At 66.4% G+C, this 17,761-nt stretch carries 17 protein-coding genes; 11 read left to right on the plus strand and 6 right to left on the minus strand.

The features are described from left to right. The first annotated feature begins 1 nt into the window (after position 1). Entirely contained in the window at positions 2–805 is an 804-nt protein-coding gene (locus QQS14_RS10490; protein WP_285906945.1) for a TIGR03943 family putative permease subunit, read from the plus strand. A 25-nt stretch (positions 806–830) separates the two neighbouring features. On the opposite strand, the gene QQS14_RS10495 is transcribed toward QQS14_RS10490, so the two are convergent. The 6 genes from QQS14_RS10495 to QQS14_RS10520 all read right to left on the minus strand — a co-directional run bounded on the left by QQS14_RS10495 (position 831) and on the right by QQS14_RS10520 (position 6,835). Further along, on the minus strand, positions 831–1,283 hold the full coding sequence (locus QQS14_RS10495) for a Fur family transcriptional regulator (protein ID WP_285906946.1): 453 nt from the start codon (positions 1,281–1,283) through the stop codon (positions 831–833). Positions 1,284–1,370: 87 nt separating this feature from the next. Then, positions 1,371–2,315: a metal ABC transporter solute-binding protein, Zn/Mn family gene (locus QQS14_RS10500; protein WP_285906947.1), complete on the minus strand. Its 945-nt coding sequence runs from the start codon at positions 2,313–2,315 to the stop codon at positions 1,371–1,373. Positions 2,316–2,457: 142 nt separating this feature from the next. Next, the gene (locus QQS14_RS10505) at positions 2,458–3,270 is read right to left on the minus strand and encodes an acyl-CoA dehydratase activase (RefSeq protein ID WP_285906948.1); all 813 of its coding nucleotides are present in this window, start codon (positions 3,268–3,270) and stop codon (positions 2,458–2,460) included. Further along, positions 3,267–4,559 (minus strand): double-cubane-cluster-containing anaerobic reductase, encoded by a 1,293-nt coding sequence (locus tag QQS14_RS10510; RefSeq protein WP_285906949.1) that lies wholly within the window; start codon positions 4,557–4,559, stop codon positions 3,267–3,269. The genes QQS14_RS10505 and QQS14_RS10510 overlap by 4 nt, the downstream gene beginning before the upstream one ends. A 176-nt stretch (positions 4,560–4,735) precedes the next feature. Continuing rightward, positions 4,736–5,686 carry a hypothetical protein gene (locus tag QQS14_RS10515; protein WP_285906950.1) on the minus strand — a complete coding sequence of 317 codons (951 nt, stop codon included), beginning with the start codon at positions 5,684–5,686 and terminating at the stop codon, positions 4,736–4,738. A 39-nt stretch (positions 5,687–5,725) separates the two neighbouring features. Further along, entirely contained in the window at positions 5,726–6,835 is a 1,110-nt protein-coding gene (locus tag QQS14_RS10520) for a LeuA family protein (protein ID WP_285906951.1), read from the minus strand. Positions 6,836–7,155: 320 nt separating this feature from the next. Here QQS14_RS10520 and nifH point away from each other — a divergent pair, with 320 nt between their 5' ends. From nifH to QQS14_RS10570, 10 genes are all read left to right on the plus strand, one after another. Next, positions 7,156–7,983 carry a nitrogenase iron protein gene (gene nifH, locus QQS14_RS10525; RefSeq protein ID WP_285906952.1) on the plus strand — a complete coding sequence of 276 codons (828 nt, stop codon included), beginning with the start codon at positions 7,156–7,158 and terminating at the stop codon, positions 7,981–7,983. 44 nt (positions 7,984–8,027) lie between these two features. Continuing rightward, positions 8,028–8,375, plus strand: a complete 348-nt coding sequence (locus QQS14_RS10530; RefSeq protein ID WP_285906953.1) for a P-II family nitrogen regulator — start codon at positions 8,028–8,030, stop codon at positions 8,373–8,375. A gap of 1 nt (position 8,376) precedes the next feature. Next, the gene (locus QQS14_RS10535; RefSeq protein ID WP_285906954.1) at positions 8,377–8,751 is read left to right on the plus strand and encodes a P-II family nitrogen regulator; all 375 of its coding nucleotides are present in this window, start codon (positions 8,377–8,379) and stop codon (positions 8,749–8,751) included. A 21-nt stretch (positions 8,752–8,772) separates the two neighbouring features. Next, positions 8,773–10,410, plus strand: coding sequence for a nitrogenase molybdenum-iron protein alpha chain (gene nifD, locus QQS14_RS10540; RefSeq protein ID WP_285906955.1), 1,638 nt, complete (start codon positions 8,773–8,775; stop codon positions 10,408–10,410). Between the two features lie 18 nt (positions 10,411–10,428). Then, positions 10,429–11,802 carry a nitrogenase molybdenum-iron protein subunit beta gene (nifK, locus tag QQS14_RS10545; RefSeq protein WP_285906956.1) on the plus strand — a complete coding sequence of 458 codons (1,374 nt, stop codon included), beginning with the start codon at positions 10,429–10,431 and terminating at the stop codon, positions 11,800–11,802. A gap of 72 nt (positions 11,803–11,874) precedes the next feature. Continuing rightward, a complete protein-coding gene (locus QQS14_RS10550; protein ID WP_285906957.1) occupies positions 11,875–13,047 on the plus strand; it encodes a NifB/NifX family molybdenum-iron cluster-binding protein in 1,173 nt (390 codons plus the stop codon). 15 nt (positions 13,048–13,062) lie between these two features. Next, on the plus strand, positions 13,063–13,362 hold the full coding sequence (locus QQS14_RS10555; protein WP_285906958.1) for a (2Fe-2S) ferredoxin domain-containing protein: 300 nt from the start codon (positions 13,063–13,065) through the stop codon (positions 13,360–13,362). A gap of 221 nt (positions 13,363–13,583) precedes the next feature. Then, entirely contained in the window at positions 13,584–14,969 is a 1,386-nt protein-coding gene (gene nifE, locus QQS14_RS10560; protein WP_285906959.1) for a nitrogenase iron-molybdenum cofactor biosynthesis protein NifE, read from the plus strand. Beyond that, positions 14,962–16,350: a nitrogenase component 1 gene (locus QQS14_RS10565; RefSeq protein ID WP_285906960.1), complete on the plus strand. Its 1,389-nt coding sequence runs from the start codon at positions 14,962–14,964 to the stop codon at positions 16,348–16,350. The genes nifE and QQS14_RS10565 overlap by 8 nt, the downstream gene beginning before the upstream one ends. 52 nt (positions 16,351–16,402) lie before the next feature. Then, positions 16,403–17,677 carry a radical SAM protein gene (locus QQS14_RS10570; protein ID WP_285906961.1) on the plus strand — a complete coding sequence of 425 codons (1,275 nt, stop codon included), beginning with the start codon at positions 16,403–16,405 and terminating at the stop codon, positions 17,675–17,677. Positions 17,678–17,761: the final 84 nt, after the last annotated feature.

Below are 17,761 nucleotides of genomic sequence, written 5' to 3' on the forward strand. Positions count from 1 at the left end.
CGTGGCCGCCCTCGTCCGTCTCGTGGAGGTCTGCCTGCTGGCGGCCATGGGCGCGTTCATGGTCGCGCTGGCTACGTCTTCCGGCTACTGGCAGTACCTCAACCCCAGGTACGCATGGCTCACCCTCGTGGCGGGCGTGTGCGTGATGATTCTGGGCCTCGGTGCCCTCCTGGACACCCGGAGGCGGCGCAAGGGCACGGAGCTGGCCGGTCTGGCCGTCTTCCTCGGGCTCGCCGTCGCAAGCCAGATGCTGCCGGGCATGCTCTTCGAGCCCGGGCCAGCCATGCCGCAGCGGGGCGGCCTGACCTTCGGGGGCGGGTTCACGGGCGGTCTTGAAGCCGGTTACGAGGACGACTATTTTGAGCCGGTGGAGGTTCATGACGGGCGCGAGTACGTCAGGATCAACGCGGCCGAGCTGATTGCTGGCGAGTCCGGCGGCTGGGTGCGCGAGGGCGACCTCTTCGCGGTGCAGGGCAGTGTGGCCCGCACGCCGGAGCTGGACCGGGCCGGTCTGGTGGCCGTGACCCGGCTCTTCATCTCCTGCTGCTTTGCCGACGCGGCGGGGGTGGTCGCCCTGGTCCGGGTGGATGACCCGGCATCGTTCACGCCCGGCACCTGGGTGCGCGCACTCGGCCGGGTGGTGCCGATCCCGGCCGTGGAGGACACGCGGATTTCCATCTTCGGTGCCCTCACGGCCATCCGCAGCGACCGGTTCGCGCTGCTGGCCGAAAACGTCGAAACCCCGGCATTCACCGGGGTTCCCTACCTGTTCGAGATCCGATCCGGGCAGCCCTTCGCCTATTGACCGGCCCGATTCTTCCGTGACCGGATCATCCTGTTCCCGCCGCCTTGCCGCATGAGGCGCAGATGCCGTCCAGGCGCAAGTCCACGCCGCATATCCGCATGGGCAGATCGTGCCCCAGCGCCTTTTCGTCGAAGTGGAGCATGGCGTTGTCCACGCATTGCACCTCGCCGCAGCGCGTACAGTGGAAGTGGCTGTGTCCCCCCGGCCAGCGGCCGCCCCGGGAGCAGAAGCGCGCGGGTCCGTCCACCGAGGCGATGCGGTTGACCGCGCCGCAGTCGGCCAGCAGGTCCAGTATCCGGTAGACAGTGACCCGGTTGATGCGGTGGTCGGCCAGAACCCGTTCAAGGACCTGCCGGGCCGTGAGCGGGTGGTCGCTGTCGGCCACGGCCGAATAGACGAGGATGCGGTTGAGGGTCGGCTCCAGGCCGGTCCCGACCAGAAAGGTCCGGGCCGCTCTTCCGGTGTCTGCGTGGGGCATGGGGTCTCCTTTGTCTACGCCCCGGGGTGTCTGCGCCCCGGGATGTGGCCGCGCCGGGGTGTGGTCCCGGCGCGGCTGGCATGTTTATCAGCGGGCCGCATCGGCGATGGCCCGGGCGGTGTCGCGCATGGAAGCGGGCCAGTCCTCGGCCAGGGGGTCGAGCACTGCGGTGCGCGCGCCGATCTCGGTGGCGATGACCCGGGCGCTCCGCTCCGAGAACTGGGGCTGCACGAAGATCACCCGGATGCCCAGGGCCCGGCCCTGCTCTATGACCTCGGAAAGCCCCTTGGGGCTGGGTTCCCGACCGGCCACCTCGATGGGAATCTGGGTCAGCCCGTACTGGTGGGCGAAGTAGCCCCAGGAGGGGTGGAAGACCATGAACGAGCGCCGGTCCTCGGGCAGGCCGTCGAGCAGGGCGCGGATGTCGGCGTCCACGCTGTCGATCTCGCCAAGCAGGGCGTCCGTGTTGGCCCGGTACACGGCCTCGTTGCCCGGGTCCACCTTGATCAGCCCGTCGCGGGTGTTGGCGGCCAGCACCCTCGCGCCGTCGGGCGAGAGCCAGACATGGGGGTCGAGGATGCCGTGGTCGTGATCGTGATCATGGCCGTGCCCGTGCTCGGCCGCGCCGTGGTCGTGACCATGCCCGTGATCATGGCCCTCATCGTCGTGATGGTGGTGGGCGTCCATGGGCAGCTTTTCGATGCCCCGGGCCGTGGCCACGATGCGCAAGGAAGGATTGGCGCTGTTGATGCGCGGCAGCCAGACCTCCTCAAAGGTCACGCCGATGGAGAAATACGCCTTGGCCGTTGCCAGGGCGGCCATTTGCCTCGGGGTCGGCTCGTAGGTGTGGGGGCTGGCCCCGGGCATGACCAGCACCGAGACCTCGGCCAGATCCCCTGCGATCTTTTCCACGAAATACTTCTGGGGCAGGATGCTGACAAAGACCGATGTCCCGGCCCTGGCCGTGCCAACACCCATGGTGGCGGCAAGGCAGAAGGCAACGACGGCCAGCAGGATGCGTTTTGTTGTCATGGGTGATTCCCTCGCTGCGCGCTTGCGCACGGTTGACGGTGACGGGTGACGGGAAGGCAACGATGGTGCATGATGCGACACTGTTGCATTGGTGTCAATAGCCGTCGGATGCGCTGCGTGAAAGAGAGGGCGAGCGGTGTCCTCAGATGGCGGTTCGCAGTTGGTCGGCCGGGGTGGTGGAGTAAGTGCGCGCGGCTTGGTCCAGGCCGCACAGGGCGGCCCCCAGCGCTCCGGTCATGTCCGGCTCGTCAGGGATGAGGATGTCGGACCCCACGGCTCCCCCCAGCGCCCGGGCCAGCAGGGACACGACGCACGGGTTGTTGGCCACGCCGCCCGTGAAGACCAGGGGCGGCTCGTGGCCCACCCGGCCAAGCATGTTCACCGTGCGTTTGACGATGGCCGCGTGAAGGCCCAGGGCGATGCTCTCGGGCCGCGCCCCGCGCGCCATGAGCGAGGTGGCCTCGGTCTCGGCGAAGACCGTGCACATGGCGCTGATCTCGGGCGGGTCCGTGCCCTTGAGCGCGTAGGCGCCGAACTCCTCCACCGGAATCTGGAAGACCCCGGCGGTGTACTCCAGGAACTTGCCTGTCCCGGCGGCGCAGCGGTCGTTCATCTCGAAGCGGACGACCCTGCCCTGGCGCAGGGTCATGGCCTTGGTGTCCTGGCCGCCGATGTCCAGCACCGAGCGCGCCCCGGGGAAGAGATGGGCCGCGCCCCGGGCATGGGCCTTGATCTCGGTGACGGCGGCGGTCTGGCAGTCAAGACCCAGGCGCTGGACAAGGGCGCGGCCGTAGCCGGTGGCGACGAGGGCGGCGGGCCGCAGCCCGTCCAGCAGCCCGGCGCACCGGGCCACCGGGTCAAAGGTGGTGGGCGAGCGTCTGGCGAGGATCACCTCGCCGTTTTCCACGCCCACCAGCTCGATGGAGCGGGAGCCGATGTCCAGCCCGACGATCACGCCAGGGTCTCCACAAAGGCCTCCACCCGCGTCTTGAGTTGTTCCACGTCCTCCATGGAGTAGTCGGTCTCGATGGAGAGCATGGGGATGCCTGCCTTGGTCAGAGCCTTGTCCATCTTGAGCGCCTCGTGGGAGTATGGCTGGCAGAAGAGCAGGCTGTAGTGGATGACGCCGTCCGCCTTGAGCTTCCCGGCCAGGTCGGCGACGTTGTCAAGTCGCTCGTCGTTGGGCGTGAAGCAGGCACAGTCGATCTTCATGTAGCGGTCGGCGATGGCGTCGAGCATACCCTCCAGGGTGGTGGCGGATTCGTCCACCAGATCGCGGGAGTTGCGGGTGCCGATGCAGGATTCCTCGCCAACAATGACCGCGCCAGCGCTCTCGACCACATAGGGGAGCTTCCAGTTGGGCACGGCCATGGGACAGCCCGAGAGCAGGAGCCGGGGCGTGTTGGGCGGAGTCACGCCGCGACCCGCCTCGACGCGGGCCTGAAGCTCGTCGCACAATTCGTTGATCTTGGTCGTGAAGCGCACCGGGTCGTCGTAGAAGCTGATTTGGTTGACGAGCAGGGCATCGCGGCCGGAGATGGGCGCGGGCGAGGCGGCGCGCAGCCCGGTCAGGCGTTGCAGGGCGCGCCGCTTGGCGTTGGCCGTTCTGATGCCCTGGGCGAGTTTTTCGGCCGTGATGGTCCGGCCGGTGACCCGCTCCAACTCGGCCATGTAGCGCTTCACCTCGGAGCGCCACAGCGCGCGGGCGGCCGGGGTCTTGGTCTGCGGCACCTCCATGACCCAGGTGGGGGCGATCTCGTTGAAGGCCTCGTAGGCCTTCTTCTTTCCGTCACAGGTGGTCTCGCCCACGATGAGGTCGCTTGATTCGATGAACGGGCACAGCCGGGCCATCTTGAAGCCGATGAAGGATTTGATCAGGGCGCAGGTGTTGCGCGGCACCAATTGCTCGGCCAGGTTCGTGCCCGCCTCGGCCCCGGCGCACAGGCCCACATGGACGGCATCGGCGGCCAGGGTGATCTCCTCGGGCACGAAGACACAGAATGAGCCCACCACCTTGCGCCCGGCGGCCTTGGCTTCCTGCAATTCCTTGATGCGCAGGCCGTGCACCTCGGAGAGGACAAAGTCGAGATACTCGGCACCGCGCAGCCGGTTCTGCTGGGACAGGTAGATGTCGCCATAGAACTTGCCCAGCACCTCAAGCAGCGCGTCGTGGGCGGAAAGATCAAGATTCAGGGTTTCCCACATCGCCTTGTGGGGCGAGTCGGCGTGTATCGAGTCCGGCATGGTGCCTCCTTATGGAACGGGTTGATGGTTGCCTGTCTGCGTGCTGCCAAAAATAGAGATCGTCTATTGTTGGGTGGCAATCATGTCTATGCACCGGTTCCATGAGGAGGGGAAATCCGTGGCACTGGCACACGGTTCTGCACCTTGGCTGATATTTCGGGCCGGGCGCGGCCGGGTCAGATGGTGCAGCGCAGGTCGGGCATGGGAGCCATGAGCCCGGGCAGCCAGGGCGCGGTGAAGAAGGCGTGCCCGGCCCGGCCGATGCGGACCGGCGGCGCGTTTCTGGCCTGGCTGACGATGACTTCATTCGGGGTGAACCTGACGATCATGGGTATCATCTCGCGTTCGCCGTCCCCGCACAGGCTCTCGCGCTGGTCAGGGGCAAAGGGTGTGGAGCGGCCGTCCGGGCTGATGGCGGTCAGCCGCGTGAGCACCGTGACGACCCGGGCCACGGCTCCGTCGGGGTGGAAGGCCAGGGAGTTGTCGTCGCCGTTGACGCCCACGGCGTCGGGGTCGTGGGCCGCCATCTCTCCGGCCGGGGTGCTCACTGTGGTGGGCCGGGCCGGTTCCACGGAGCGGACCGTGCCGTTGGGCCAGAAGGACACGCCCATGCGTGTTTCCACCATGCCCGCCGGGGTGTCGATGGACACGGTCTGGCCGGGCCAGAGGGTGAGGCTGCGCAGCGCGCCCGAGGGATGGAAGGCCGCGCCGATGATGGTGGCCGTGAGCATGCCGACCGGGGTGAGCAGGGTCGCGGGCCGGGCCAGCCCGGCCTCGTCCTCCTGGCTCCAGTATCCCGAGAGCCTGCCGTTGAGGGGAAAGACCCGGTTCAGGGAGCCGTCCGGGTGAAAGGTGAGCAGTTCGGCCGGGATGTCGCCAGCCGGGGTGGAGACCACGGTCTGCTCCTCCAGGGGCAGGGACCGCAATGATCCGCCCGGGTGAAAGACCACGGGCTGGACTTCCTTCTTGCGCAGTTCGCTGGTTGTGTGTTGGGGAACGAGCCGCCCGGCCGGGGTGTCCAGAATGCAGGGTCCGGCTGCCTGACAGGCTTGGAGCGAGCCATTGGTGAAGGTTTCGGGATTTTGGGCGGTGGGGATGACGCCGAGGCGGGTGGCGATGGTCTGCATGCGGCTTTCCTTGCTGAAGGTGTCGAAAATTTCGAAGAATCAATCCGACTCGGGGCAGCGGGTGGCCAGTCCGGTGAACTCGTCGCGGGTCAGGGGGCGGCCACGCTCCCAGGCGAGGCGGCGCACTGCCTCGACCAGTTTGGGCAGATCCCGGTCCGGGCAGTGGAGGTCGAGGCGTTCCAGGGCGGTGACCACGGCCCCGCGCCCGCTCTTGCCGCCCACCGCGATGCGGCGGCCAAGGCCCACGGCGGCCGGGTCGTACGGCTCGAAGAGATCGGGCGACTTGCTCAGGGCGTGGGCGTGCAGCCCGGACTCGCAGGCAAAGATGTCGTTGCCCGCTACGGCCTTGGTCCTGGGAATCGGCACCCCGGCGGCCCGGGACACGAAGCGGCACAGCTCGCGCAGACCACCGGTGCGATACCGCCCTGTGCCCGCATTGAGGGAGAGGTGGGCGGCCAATTCCTCGGTGGCCGCGATGCCAGAGCGCTCGCCGATGCCCAGCACGCTCGCGTCGGCAAAGTCCGCGCCCGCCTCCAGGGCCGTGACCGCGTTGGCCGTGGCCATGCCGAAGTCGTCGTGGCAGTGCACGGCCATATCAATCTTGAGGGCGGCGCGGAACCGGCAGACCATTTCCCGCGTGCGCGCCGGGGTGAGCAGACCCAGCGAGTCGGACAGGCGCACCCGCGAGGCCCCGGCCTCGGCCGCGGTAAGGGCCGCTGTCAGGGCGAATTCCGGGTCCGCGCGGGATATGTCTTCAAGCCCCACCGAAACATAGGCCACACCCAGCAGCCGGGCCGTCAGCACCGTGGAGGCGATGCGCTCCAGCACGCCCGCCCGGTCCAAGCCCAGCCGCTTGGCGATATGGGCGTCAGACACCGGCACCCCGATGTTGACCCGGTCCACGGGCAGGGCCGCAGCCGTGCGCACGTCCGTTTCGCGGCAGGGGCACCAGACGCCGAGGCTGGCGCGCCCGGCCCGGCCGCGCACCCGCCCGGCCAGAAGGTCGATCCCCTCCTGGCCCACCCAGCCCAGCTCCACCTCCTCGACGCCCAGGTCAAACAGCGCGGTCGCGATGGCCTCCCGCGCATCTAGTGTGAAGTAGGCCCCGAAGAGCTGCGCCCCCTCCCTCAAAGTCGTGTCTATCAGCATGGTCAGGCTCCCTGGTTGCAGTGCGGTCCTCCACCTCTTCCGAGCAGGAAGGATGCCAATGCGTCCTGTCTTTGCAACAGCCTGCATACATGGATGTTTTATTGGCATGGCCGCTGGTCGCGGGAGGACACGTTTTTGTAGGAAACAACACTTTACGTAGGGACCGGCTGTAGCAGGATACACATTCGTAGGCTGTTGGCTTGATCTCGTTCGTGTTATTTGTGCTTTAATTTCGATAATTTAACATCGCCGTGCGACAGTGGCACGCCCTTTGCCTTTGCGGGTTCATCAACGCGAACCAACCCTTTAGGGAGGAAAACATGAGAAAAGTAGCGATTTACGGGAAGGGCGGCATAGGCAAGTCAACCACCACGCAGAACACCGTGGCCGGGCTGGCCGAGATGGGCCGCAAGATCATGGTCGTGGGCTGCGACCCCAAGGCGGACTCCACCCGTCTGCTGCTGGGCGGTCTGGCGCAGAAGTCGGTCCTCGACACCCTGCGCGAGGAAGGCGAGGACGTGGAGCTGGACGACATCCGCAAGCCCGGTTTCGGCGGGACCTGGTGTGTCGAATCCGGCGGTCCCGAGCCGGGCGTGGGCTGTGCCGGACGCGGCATCATCACCTCTATCAACATGCTTGAATCCCTGGGCGCCTACGAGGAATCCGAGGGCCTGGACTACGCCTTCTACGACGTGCTTGGCGACGTGGTCTGCGGCGGCTTCGCCATGCCCATCCGCGACGGCAAGGCCGAGGAAATCTACATCGTCTGCTCGGGCGAGATGATGGCCATGTATGCGGCCAACAACATCTGCAAGGGCATCATGAAGTACGCCGAGTCCGGCGGGGTGCGCCTTGGCGGCCTCATCTGCAACTCGCGCAACACCGACCGCGAGGCCGACCTGATCACCGAGCTGGCCAGCAAGCTGGGCACCCAGATGATCTACTTCGTCCCCCGCGACAACGACGTGCAGCGCGCCGAGATCAACCGCAAGACCGTCATCGAATGGGACGGTGCCGTGCCCCAGGCCAACGAATATCGCGGGCTGGCCAGGGCCATCGACGAGAACAAGATGTTCACCGTGCCCACGCCCCTTGAGATCGAGGAGTTGGAACAGCTGCTGCTCGACTATGGCATCATGGAAGCATAGTTAACCAAAATCACAGGAAAACAGTAAGATAGGAGGGAGTGGAAATGATGATCATGGTGAGAGCGATAGTGCGCCCGGAAAAAGCGGACGACGTGCTGGCGGCCCTGATGGACAACGGGTTTCCGGCGGTCACCAAGTATTCCGTGGCCGGGCGCGGCAAGCAGCGCGGCATAAAGATAGGTGAAGTCACCTACGACGAGATCCCCAAGACCATGCTCATGAGCGTGGTCAAGGAGGCGGACAAGGACTTCGTCATCTCCACCATCATGGACGCGGCCCGCTCCGGCGTGAAGGGCGCGTTCGGCGACGGCAAGATCTTCGTCTCCCCGGTGGAGGATGTCTACACCATCAGCTCCGGCGTCAACGAAACCGCCGTGGCCGGGGAGGCGTAGCATGAAGGAAGTCATCGCAGTGGTGCGCATGGACATGATGAACCGGACCAAGGCCGCCCTGACCAAGGCCGGGGTGGACGCCTTCTTCGCCCACGAGGCGCAGGGGCGGGGCAAGGGGTTTGTCAATTCCGGCGTGCTCCAAGGCGCCAAGAGCGGCTACGAAGAGGCCGCCGCCGTGCTCGGGGAAAAGGGCAAGCTCTATCCCAAGCGCATGGTCACGGTGGTGGTCAAGGACGACATGGTCGGGGAAGTGATCGAGGCCATCGCCACGGTCAACCGCACCGGCAAACCCGGCGACGGCAAGATCTTCGTCCTGCCCATCAATGACGCGGTCCGGGTACGGACCGGCGAGAAGGGCGCAAAGTCCATAGCCTAAGCCCTGCAAGGAGAAAGTGAAATGGCAAAGACCAGCAAGGCGGTGCGCTTTGATCCCGCAGACATCAAGGAAGAGCTTCTCAAGAAGTATCCTCCCAAGGTGGCCAGAAAGCGCGCCAAACAGATAATGATCAACGAGGCCCAGGAGAGCGAGACGCCGCCCGAGATCGTGGCCAACGTCCGCACCATCCCCGGCATCATAACCATGCGCGGCTGCACCTACGCGGGCTGCAAGGGCGTCATCATGGGCCCCACCCGCGACATCGTCAACATCACCCACGGCCCCATCGGCTGCGGCTTCTACTCCTGGCTCACCCGCCGCAACCAGACCGACGCGGGCGAGACCGGCGAAAACTACATGACCTACTGCCTGTCCACCGACATGCAGGACCAGGACATCATCTTCGGCGGCGAGAAGAAGCTGGCGGCGGCCATCCAGGAGGCCTACGACCTCTTCCATCCCAAGGGCATCTGCATCTTCGCCACCTGTCCGGTGGGCCTCATCGGCGACGACATCCACGCCGTGGCCCGCAAGATGAAGGAGAAGCTGGGCGATTGCAACGTCTTCGCCTTCTCCTGCGAGGGATACAAGGGCGTGTCCCAGTCCGCGGGCCATCACATCGCCAACAACCAGGTCTTCACCCATCTGGTGGGCGAGAACCAGACCCCGCCCGAGGGCGAGTACAAGATCAACCTGCTCGGCGAGTACAACATCGGCGGCGACGGCTTCGAGATCGACCGCGTGCTCAGGAAGTGCGGCATCACCAATATCGCCACCTTCTCGGGCAACTCCACCTACGCCCAGTTCGCCTCGGCCCAGCACGCGGACCTGAGCGCGGTCATGTGTCACCGCTCCATCAACTACGTGGCCGACATGCTGGAGACCAAGTACGGCATCCCCTGGATCAAGGTGAACTTCATCGGGGCCGAGGCCACGGCCAAGTCCCTGCGCAAGATCGGCCAGTACTTTGGCGACAAGGCGCTCATGGACCGCATCGAGGCTGTCATCGCCGAGGAGATGCCCGAGGTGGAAGCCGTGGCCGCGGACGTGCGCTCCCGCACCGAGGGCAAGACCGCCATGCTCTTCGTGGGCGGTTCCCGCGCCCATCACTACAACGAACTCTTCCAGGAAATGGGCATGAAGACCCTGTCCGCAGGCTACGAGTTCGGCCACCGCGACGATTACGAGGGGCGCGAGGTCATCCCGCACCTGACCGTGGACGCCGACTCGCGCAACATCGAGGAGATCGAGGTGGAGGCCGACGAGAAGCTCTACCGGGCGCGCAAGACCCCCGAGGAGATCAAGGCCCTGGAAGACGCCGGGTACAAGTTCAAGCATTACGACGGCCTGAACAGCGACATGGACAAGGGGTCCATCATCATCGACGACCTCAACCAGTACGAGGCCGAAAAGCTGGTGGAGCTGCTCAAGCCGGACATCTTCTGTGCCGGCATCAAGGAGAAGTACTCCATCCAGAAGCTGGGCGTGCCCATGAAGCAGCTGCACAGCTACGACTCGGGCGGACCCTACGCGGGGTTCAAGGGAGCCATCAATTTCTACAAGGAAATCGACAGGCTCGTGAACAGCAAGGTCTGGAGCTACATGAAGGCGCCCTGGCAGGAGAACCCCGAGCTGACGGCCACGTTCGTCTGGGAATAAGAGAGGGAGATCAAAGACATGCTACTCAGACACACACCCAAGGAAGTGGCGGAGCGCAAGGCCCTGGCCATCAACCCGGCCAAGACCTGCCAGCCCATCGGGGCCATGTATGCGGCGCTGGGCATACACGGCTGCCTGCCCCACAGCCACGGTTCGCAGGGCTGTTGCGCCTACCACCGCTCGGCCCTGACCCGGCACTACAAGGAGCCGATCTCGGCCGCCACCAGCTCGTTCACCGAGGGCGCGTCCGTGTTCGGCGGGCAGGCCAACCTGCTCCAGGCCATCAACAACATCTTCACGGTCTATGAGCCCGAGGTCATTGCCGTGCACACCACCTGTCTCTCGGAGACCATCGGCGACGATCTCAACCAGATCTTCGAGAAGGCGCGGCGCGAGGGCAAGGTGCCCGAGGGCTGCACCCTGGTGGGCGCGCCCACCCCGAGCTATGTGGGCTCCCACGTCACCGGCTTCTCCAACATGGTCAAGGCCATGGCCCAGCTGGCCGAGCCATCGGGCAAGAAGAGCGGCAAGGTCAACATCATCCCCGGCTGGGTCGAGCCTGCGGACATGGCCGAGATCAAGCGGCTGGCCACCCTGGTCGGTGTGCCCGTGACCGTGTTCCCGGACACCTCCGGCGTGCTCGATGCCCCGCTCACCGGCGAATACACGATGTTCCCGCAGGGCGGCGTGACCATCAAGGAGCTCAAGGCCAGCGGCGACGCCACGGCCACCCTGGCCATGGGCGAGTGGTGCTCGGCCGATGCCGCCCGCTGGCTCGACGCCAAGTGCAAGGTCCCCTGCACCGTGCTCGACATGCCCTTTGGGCTGGCCGCCACCGACCGCTTCATCGACGTGCTGCGCACCGTGGCCGGAGTGACCGTGCCCGACGCTGTGGCTGTGGAGCGCGGCCAGCTGGTGGACCTCATCTCGGACATGCACCAGTACCTCTACGGCAAGCGCGTGGCCCTGTGGGGCGACCCGGACCAGCTCATCTCCATGTGCGAGTTCCTGGTCAGCCTCGACATGCAGCCCGTGTACGTGGTCACCGGCACGCCGGGCAAGAAGTTCGAGGAGCGCATCCGCGAGATCTGCGCGGGCAGGCCCTTCGAGGTCAAGGTCAAGGCCAAGGGCGACATGTTCCTGATGCACCAGTGGATCAAGAACGAGCCCGTGGACCTGCTCATGGGCAACTCCTACGGCAAGTACATAGCCCGCGACGAGGACATCCCGCTCTTGCGCTGGGGCTTCCCCATCCTGGACCGCCAGGGGCATCAGTACTTCCCCACGGTGGGCTACCGGGGCGGGCTGCGGCTGCTCGAGAAGATGCTCGACCAGTTCCTCGACCGCAAGGACCGTGACGATCCGGAAACCTCTTTCGAACTCGTCCTCTAACCACACCGTGCGCCCGCGGCGGGGACATCTCCCCCCGTCGCGGGCCGAATTTCAGATCAGGCAAGGACAACCATGGCGATCATCTCACCCGCAAGCCCCACCCATCCCTGTTTCGGGAGCGCCTCGCGGCGCGGCGAGGGGCGGATGCACCTGCCGGTGGCCCCCCGGGCCGTGGCGCGCAGCCGCTTCGCCCCGGACACGCCCCAGGTGTCGCCCGCTCTGGTGGCCACCCCGGACGAGGCCCTGGCCATGCTCGACCGGGCATTGGCCGACGGCGCGCCCATCAGCATGGTAGGCATCACCGGCCCGGGCGACCCCATGGCCACGCCCGAGGCTGCCCTGCGCACCCTGCGGCTGGTGCGGGACAAGTACCCGGACATGCCCCTGTGCCTGACCACCTTGGGGCTGGGGATAGGGACTGTGGCCGGGGAGTTGGCCGCCATCGGTCTGTCCCACGTCACCGTGCTGGTGGACGCCGTGTCCGCCGAGGTGGCCCAGGGAGTGTATGCCTGGATTCGCCCCTCCACCCGGACCATGCCGCTGCCCCTGGCCGCGCAGGTGCTGGTGGACGGGCAGCGGCGGGCCGTGACCGCCCTGGTCGAGGCCGGGCTGACCGTCAAGATCAACACCACGGTCCATGCCGGGGTCAACGCCGAGCATGTGGAGACTATCGCCCAGACCATGGCCGCTCTCGGCGCGACGATCATGACCGTGGTCCCCTTCTGGCCGGGCGGCGAAAACGGCGCAGCCCAGCCGGACATGGACCTGCTGGCCGCCGTGCGCGAGAAGGCGGCCCGGCACCTGGCCCTGACCCCCTCCTGGGGCGAGTGCGGCGATGTCGTGCCCACGGCCGCCAGGCCGGTGGCCTCGTCGCTGCCCCGGCCCGTTGCCGGGCGGCCCAACGTGGCCGTGGCCAGCGCGGGCGGCATGGACGTGGACCTGCACCTGGGCCATGCGTTCAAGCTGCTCATCTACGGCCCGCGCGAGGACGGCCTGGCCTGCCTGCTCGAAACCCGCGACGCGCCCGAGCCGGGCGGAGGCGACAGCCGCTGGGAGGGATTGGCCGACATCCTGACCGACTGTTTCGTCCTGCTGGCGGCCAGCGCCGGGGAGCGCCCCAGAGAGATTTTGCACCGCCGGGGCGTGACCGTCCTGATCACCGAGGGCGAGATCGAGGGAACCGTGGATGTCCTCTACGGCGGCGGCAAAAAGGGCAAGGGCCGCATGGAGCGGCGCAACACATAAAGGAGAACGAGAGACATGGCTACCCCCGCGAAAATGATCATCTGTTGCCAGAGCTTCCGCGCCCAGGGCGACCCCAAGGGCATCTGTCACAAGCAGACCGACGGCTTCTTGCAGTACATCGAGGAGGAGATTCTCGACCGGGGTATTGACGCCCTGGTGGTGGCCTCCACTTGCCTCAAGCAGTGCGAGTCCGGCCCCATCATGGTCGTCCAGCCCGAGAACTGGTGGTTCAAGGGCGTTGCCAGCGAGGAGGCCATCGACGCCATCCTCGACGGCCTGGAAGACGGCGAGCAGTGCGCCGAGTACGCGCTGTAGGAAATTGAGAGCCCGATGCCCAGCGCTTGCCGCCAGCCCCGCAGGACGCCGAACTCAGGTCGGGGACGCGTGCTGTCCGCCATGAACGCCGTGGCGAAAGGGGCACCCATTCCCGGGCGGCGAGCAGGGCGGTCCCGCCGCCGGTGACGGCGGCGGGATCAAGGCCCCTGGCAGGAGCGGCTTCACAGAGTCAATTACAGGTTTTGCATCGGAGGGAGGCAATGAAGACGGGCATATTGGAAGAAAGAAGGGACCAGATCCACAGGACCGGTGAAGGGGCCATCGACATCGCCTGCAACCGCGAATCCCTGGCCGGGGCGGTCAGCCAGCGGGCCTGCGTCTTCTGCGGCTCGCGCGTGGTGCTCTATCCCATCGCCGACGCCCTGCATCTGGTCCACGGTCCCATCGGCTGCGCGGTCTACACCTGGGACATCCGGGGCGCGCTCTCCAGCGGGCCGGAACTGCACCGCCTCTCCTTCTCCACAGACCTTCAGGAGACAGACGTCATCTTCGGCGGCGAGAAGAAGCTCGAAGCCGCGCTGGACGAGCTCATCGACCGCCACGGCCCCAAGGCCGCCTTTGTCTACTCCACCTGCATCGTGGGCATCATCGGTGACGACCTGGAGGCCGTGTGCCGCACGATGAGCCAGAAGAAGGGCATCCCGGTGCTGCCGGTCCAGTCCGAGGGGTTCAAGGGCAGCAAGCGGGAAGGATACCTGGCCGCCTGCAAGGCCATGTTCAAGCTGGTTGGCTCGGGCGACACCTCGGGCATCTCGCCCGTTTCCGTCAACATCTTCGGCGACTTCAACCTGGCCGGAGAGATATGGATCGTGCGCGATTATTTTCGGCGCATGGGGGTCGAGGTGGTGGCCAACGTCACCGGCGACGGCCGGGTGGCCGATATCGGCCGATGCCACGGCGCGGCCCTGAACCTGGTCCAGTGTTCGGGAGCCACCCTCGATCTCGCCAGGATGATGCAGGAGGAATACGGCACCCCCTTTCTGCGCGTCTCCTACCTTGGCATCGAGGACATGGCCGACTCGCTGTATCAGGTGGCTGATTTCTTCAAGGACGCGGCCCCGGGCATCGTGGAGCGGACCCAGGAGCTGGTGCGCGACGAGCTGGCCCGGCTCATGCCCGAGCTGGCCCGCTACCGGCGCGACCTGGAGGGCAAGCGGGTGGCCATGTACGTGGGCGGCTCCTTCAAGGCGTTCTCCCTGGTCAAGGCGTTTCGGCACCTGGGCATGCAGGTGGTCATGGTCGGCTCCCAGACCGGCACCAAGGAGGACTACGCCGAACTGGAGCAGATCACCGATCCCGGCACCATCATCGTGGACGACGCCAATCCGCTGGAGCTTTCGGCCTTCATCAAGGAGAAGGACGTGGACCTCTTTGTGGGCGGGGTCAAGGAACGGCCCATCGCCTACAAGCTGGGCGTGGGATTCTGCGACCACAATCACGAGCGCAAGGAGGCCCTGGAAGGGTTCGTGGGCATGCTCAATTTCGCCCGCGAGGTCCACGCCTCGGCCATGAGCCCTGTCTGGAACTTTGTCCCGCGCCGCGCGGCCCGCATCGCTGCGCGCGAACAGGAGGCCGTCAATGAGTAAGTCCGTCATCAAGACCGTGCCCAGGGCAGCCGCCAGGCCCAACTACGTTTCCACCACCAACGCCTGCAAGCTGTGCACGCCTCTTGGCGCGGCCCTGGCCTTCCGGGGCGTGGAAGGGGCCATCCCGTTTCTGCACGGCTCCCAGGGGTGCGCCACCTACATGCGCCGCTACATCATCTCCCATTTTCGCGAGCCGGTGGACATCGCGTCGTCTGCCCTCGGGGAGAAGAACGCCATCTACGGCGGCGGGCCCAACCTCAAGAAGGGAGTGCTCAACGTCATGAAAAAGTATGAGCCGACCCTGGTGGGCGTGGCCACCACCTGCCTCACCGAGACCATCGGCGACGACGTGCCCATGATCCTGCACGAGTTCCGCAAGGAGTTCGGCGATCTCGATCTGCCGGACATCGTCCATGTCTCCACCCCCAGCTACAGCGGCACCCATACCGATGGCTGGCACGGCGCGGTGCGTTCCCTGGTGGAGCAGTTGTGTGTCGAGAAGACCGCCGACACCGGCCGGGTCAACATCCTGCCCAACATGGTCTCCTGCGAGGACATCCGCCACCTCAAGGACATCTGTCGCGATTTCGGCGTCCAGGCCACCATCCTGCCGGACATCTCCGAGACCTTGGATGGCCCGGCCCTGGAGGATTACGTCAAGATTCCCTCGGGCGGCACGCCCATCGCGGAAATCCGGGAAATGTCCGGGGCGCGGGCCACCATCGAGCTGGGCCGCTGCCTGCCCGCCAGGACCGGCGGGGTCAGCCTGGAGGCATCCTTCGGGGTGGCCAATCACCGCATCGGCCTGCCCATGGGGCTGCGCGAGTCGGACCGGTTCTTCGAGACCCTTGAGGCCGTCACCGGAAAACCCATGCCGCGCCGCTACGAGCTGGAGCGCGGCCGGTTGGTGGACGCCCTGGTGGACGGCCACAAGTATGTCTTTGGCAAGCGGGCCGTGGTCTATGGCGAGGAGGACTTGGTGGCGGGCCTGTGCGCCTTTCTGGCCGAGATCGGCGTGGACGTGGTCCTGGCCGGAACCGGCTCGCGGGGCAGGGGGCTTGAGCGGGCCGTGGCCGAGGTCACCGCGGGCGTGGCCCGGGTCGCCCCACAGGTGCGCGAGGGCGTGGACTTCCACGACATGGCCGCAGAGGCCGAGGCGCTGGCGCCCGATCTGCTCATCGGCCACTCCAAGGGCTACACCTACGCCCGGGGCTGGAACATACCCATGGTGCGCGTCGGCTTTCCCATCCACGACCGGTTCGGCGGGCAGCGCAGGCTCCATCTGGGCTACAAGGGCGCCCTCGAACTCTTCGACCGCATCGTCAACACGGTGATGGAGAAGAAGCAGACCGACAGCGACGTGGGCTACGGCTATCTGTAACATCTTTGTTTTTCGACACTTCACTACGGCATCACCAACGCGGGAGCAGATCATGGCAGTCAAGGACATCACCAGGCACCCCTGTTTCAACAAGGAAACCGCCGGAAGCTGCGGCCGGGTCCACCTGCCCGTGGCCCCCAAGTGCAACATCCAGTGCAACTACTGCAACCGCAAGTATGACTGCGTCAACGAGTCGCGTCCGGGTGTGACCAGCGGCATCCTCAAGCCGTTCCAGGCGGCCGAGTACATGGACCAGGTGCTTGCCAAGGAGCCGCGCATCACCGTGGCGGGCATTGCCGGTCCGGGCGACCCCTTTGCCAATCCCGCCGAGGTCCTGGAGACCATGCGTCTGCTCAACGAGCGCCATCCCGAGCTGCTCTTCTGTCTGTCCAGCAACGGCATGGGCATCCTGCCGTACCTGGACGACATCGCGGCCCTGGGCGTGTCCCATGTGACCATCACCATCTCGGCCGTGGACCCGGCCATCGGGGCCAGGATCTATGCCTGGGTCAAGGACGGCAACGTGGTCTACCGGGGCGAGGCGGGCGCGGCCCTGCTGCTGGAGCGCCAGTTGGCCGCCATCAAGGGCCTCAAGGAGCGCGGCATTGTGGTCAAGATCAATTCCATCATCATTCCGGGCGTCAATGAGGACCACCTGCCCGAGGTGGCCCGGGTGGTGGCCGAGCTGGGGGCGGACATCCAGAACATGATCCCCCTCAAGCCCACCCAGGACACGCCCTTTGCCGAACTGGGCGAGCCCGGGCGCGAGGTGGTCCTGCCCCTGCGCAAGGCGGCGGGCGAGCATATCGACCAGATGACCCACTGCAAGCGGTGCCGGGCCGATGCCGTGGGGCTGCTCGGCGATGACCAGTCCGCGGCCCTGTGCGGCACGCTCCAGGCTTGTGCCAAGCTCAAGCCTCTGGATGCTGCCATGGCCCGGCCTCATGTGGCCGTGGCCACCCGCGAGGGCATGCTGGTCAACCAGCATCTGGGCGAGGCCAGGACCTTTCAGATATGGGGACAAAGCGAGAGCGGCGGCTACCGCCTGATCGAGGAGCGCCAGGCCCCGGCGGCAGGCTGCGGCCCCCAGCGCTGGTCCGACCTGGCCGCGCTGCTCAAGGACTGTCGCGCGGTGGTGGCCGCGGCCATGGGCGAGACCCCGCGCATGCTTCTGGAGGAACACGGCGTGGCCCCCCACACCGTCACCGGGTTCATTGAGGACGCGCTCCGGGCCATCTACGAGACCGGCGACCTCAAGGCGCTCAAGGGAAGGCGCGGCGGCATCGCGGGCGGCTGCTGCACCGGCACGGGCGCAAGTTGCGGTTGACGAAGCCCGGGAGAAACGCCACCCAACCCTCTCCGTGGCCCTGACACGGGGAGGGTTTTCCATAGGGCTTTTCATACGGATGCG

It is taken from the genome of Pseudodesulfovibrio pelocollis (assembly GCF_030282845.1).
Lineage (GTDB): Bacteria > Desulfobacterota > Desulfovibrionia > Desulfovibrionales > Desulfovibrionaceae > Pseudodesulfovibrio > Pseudodesulfovibrio pelocollis.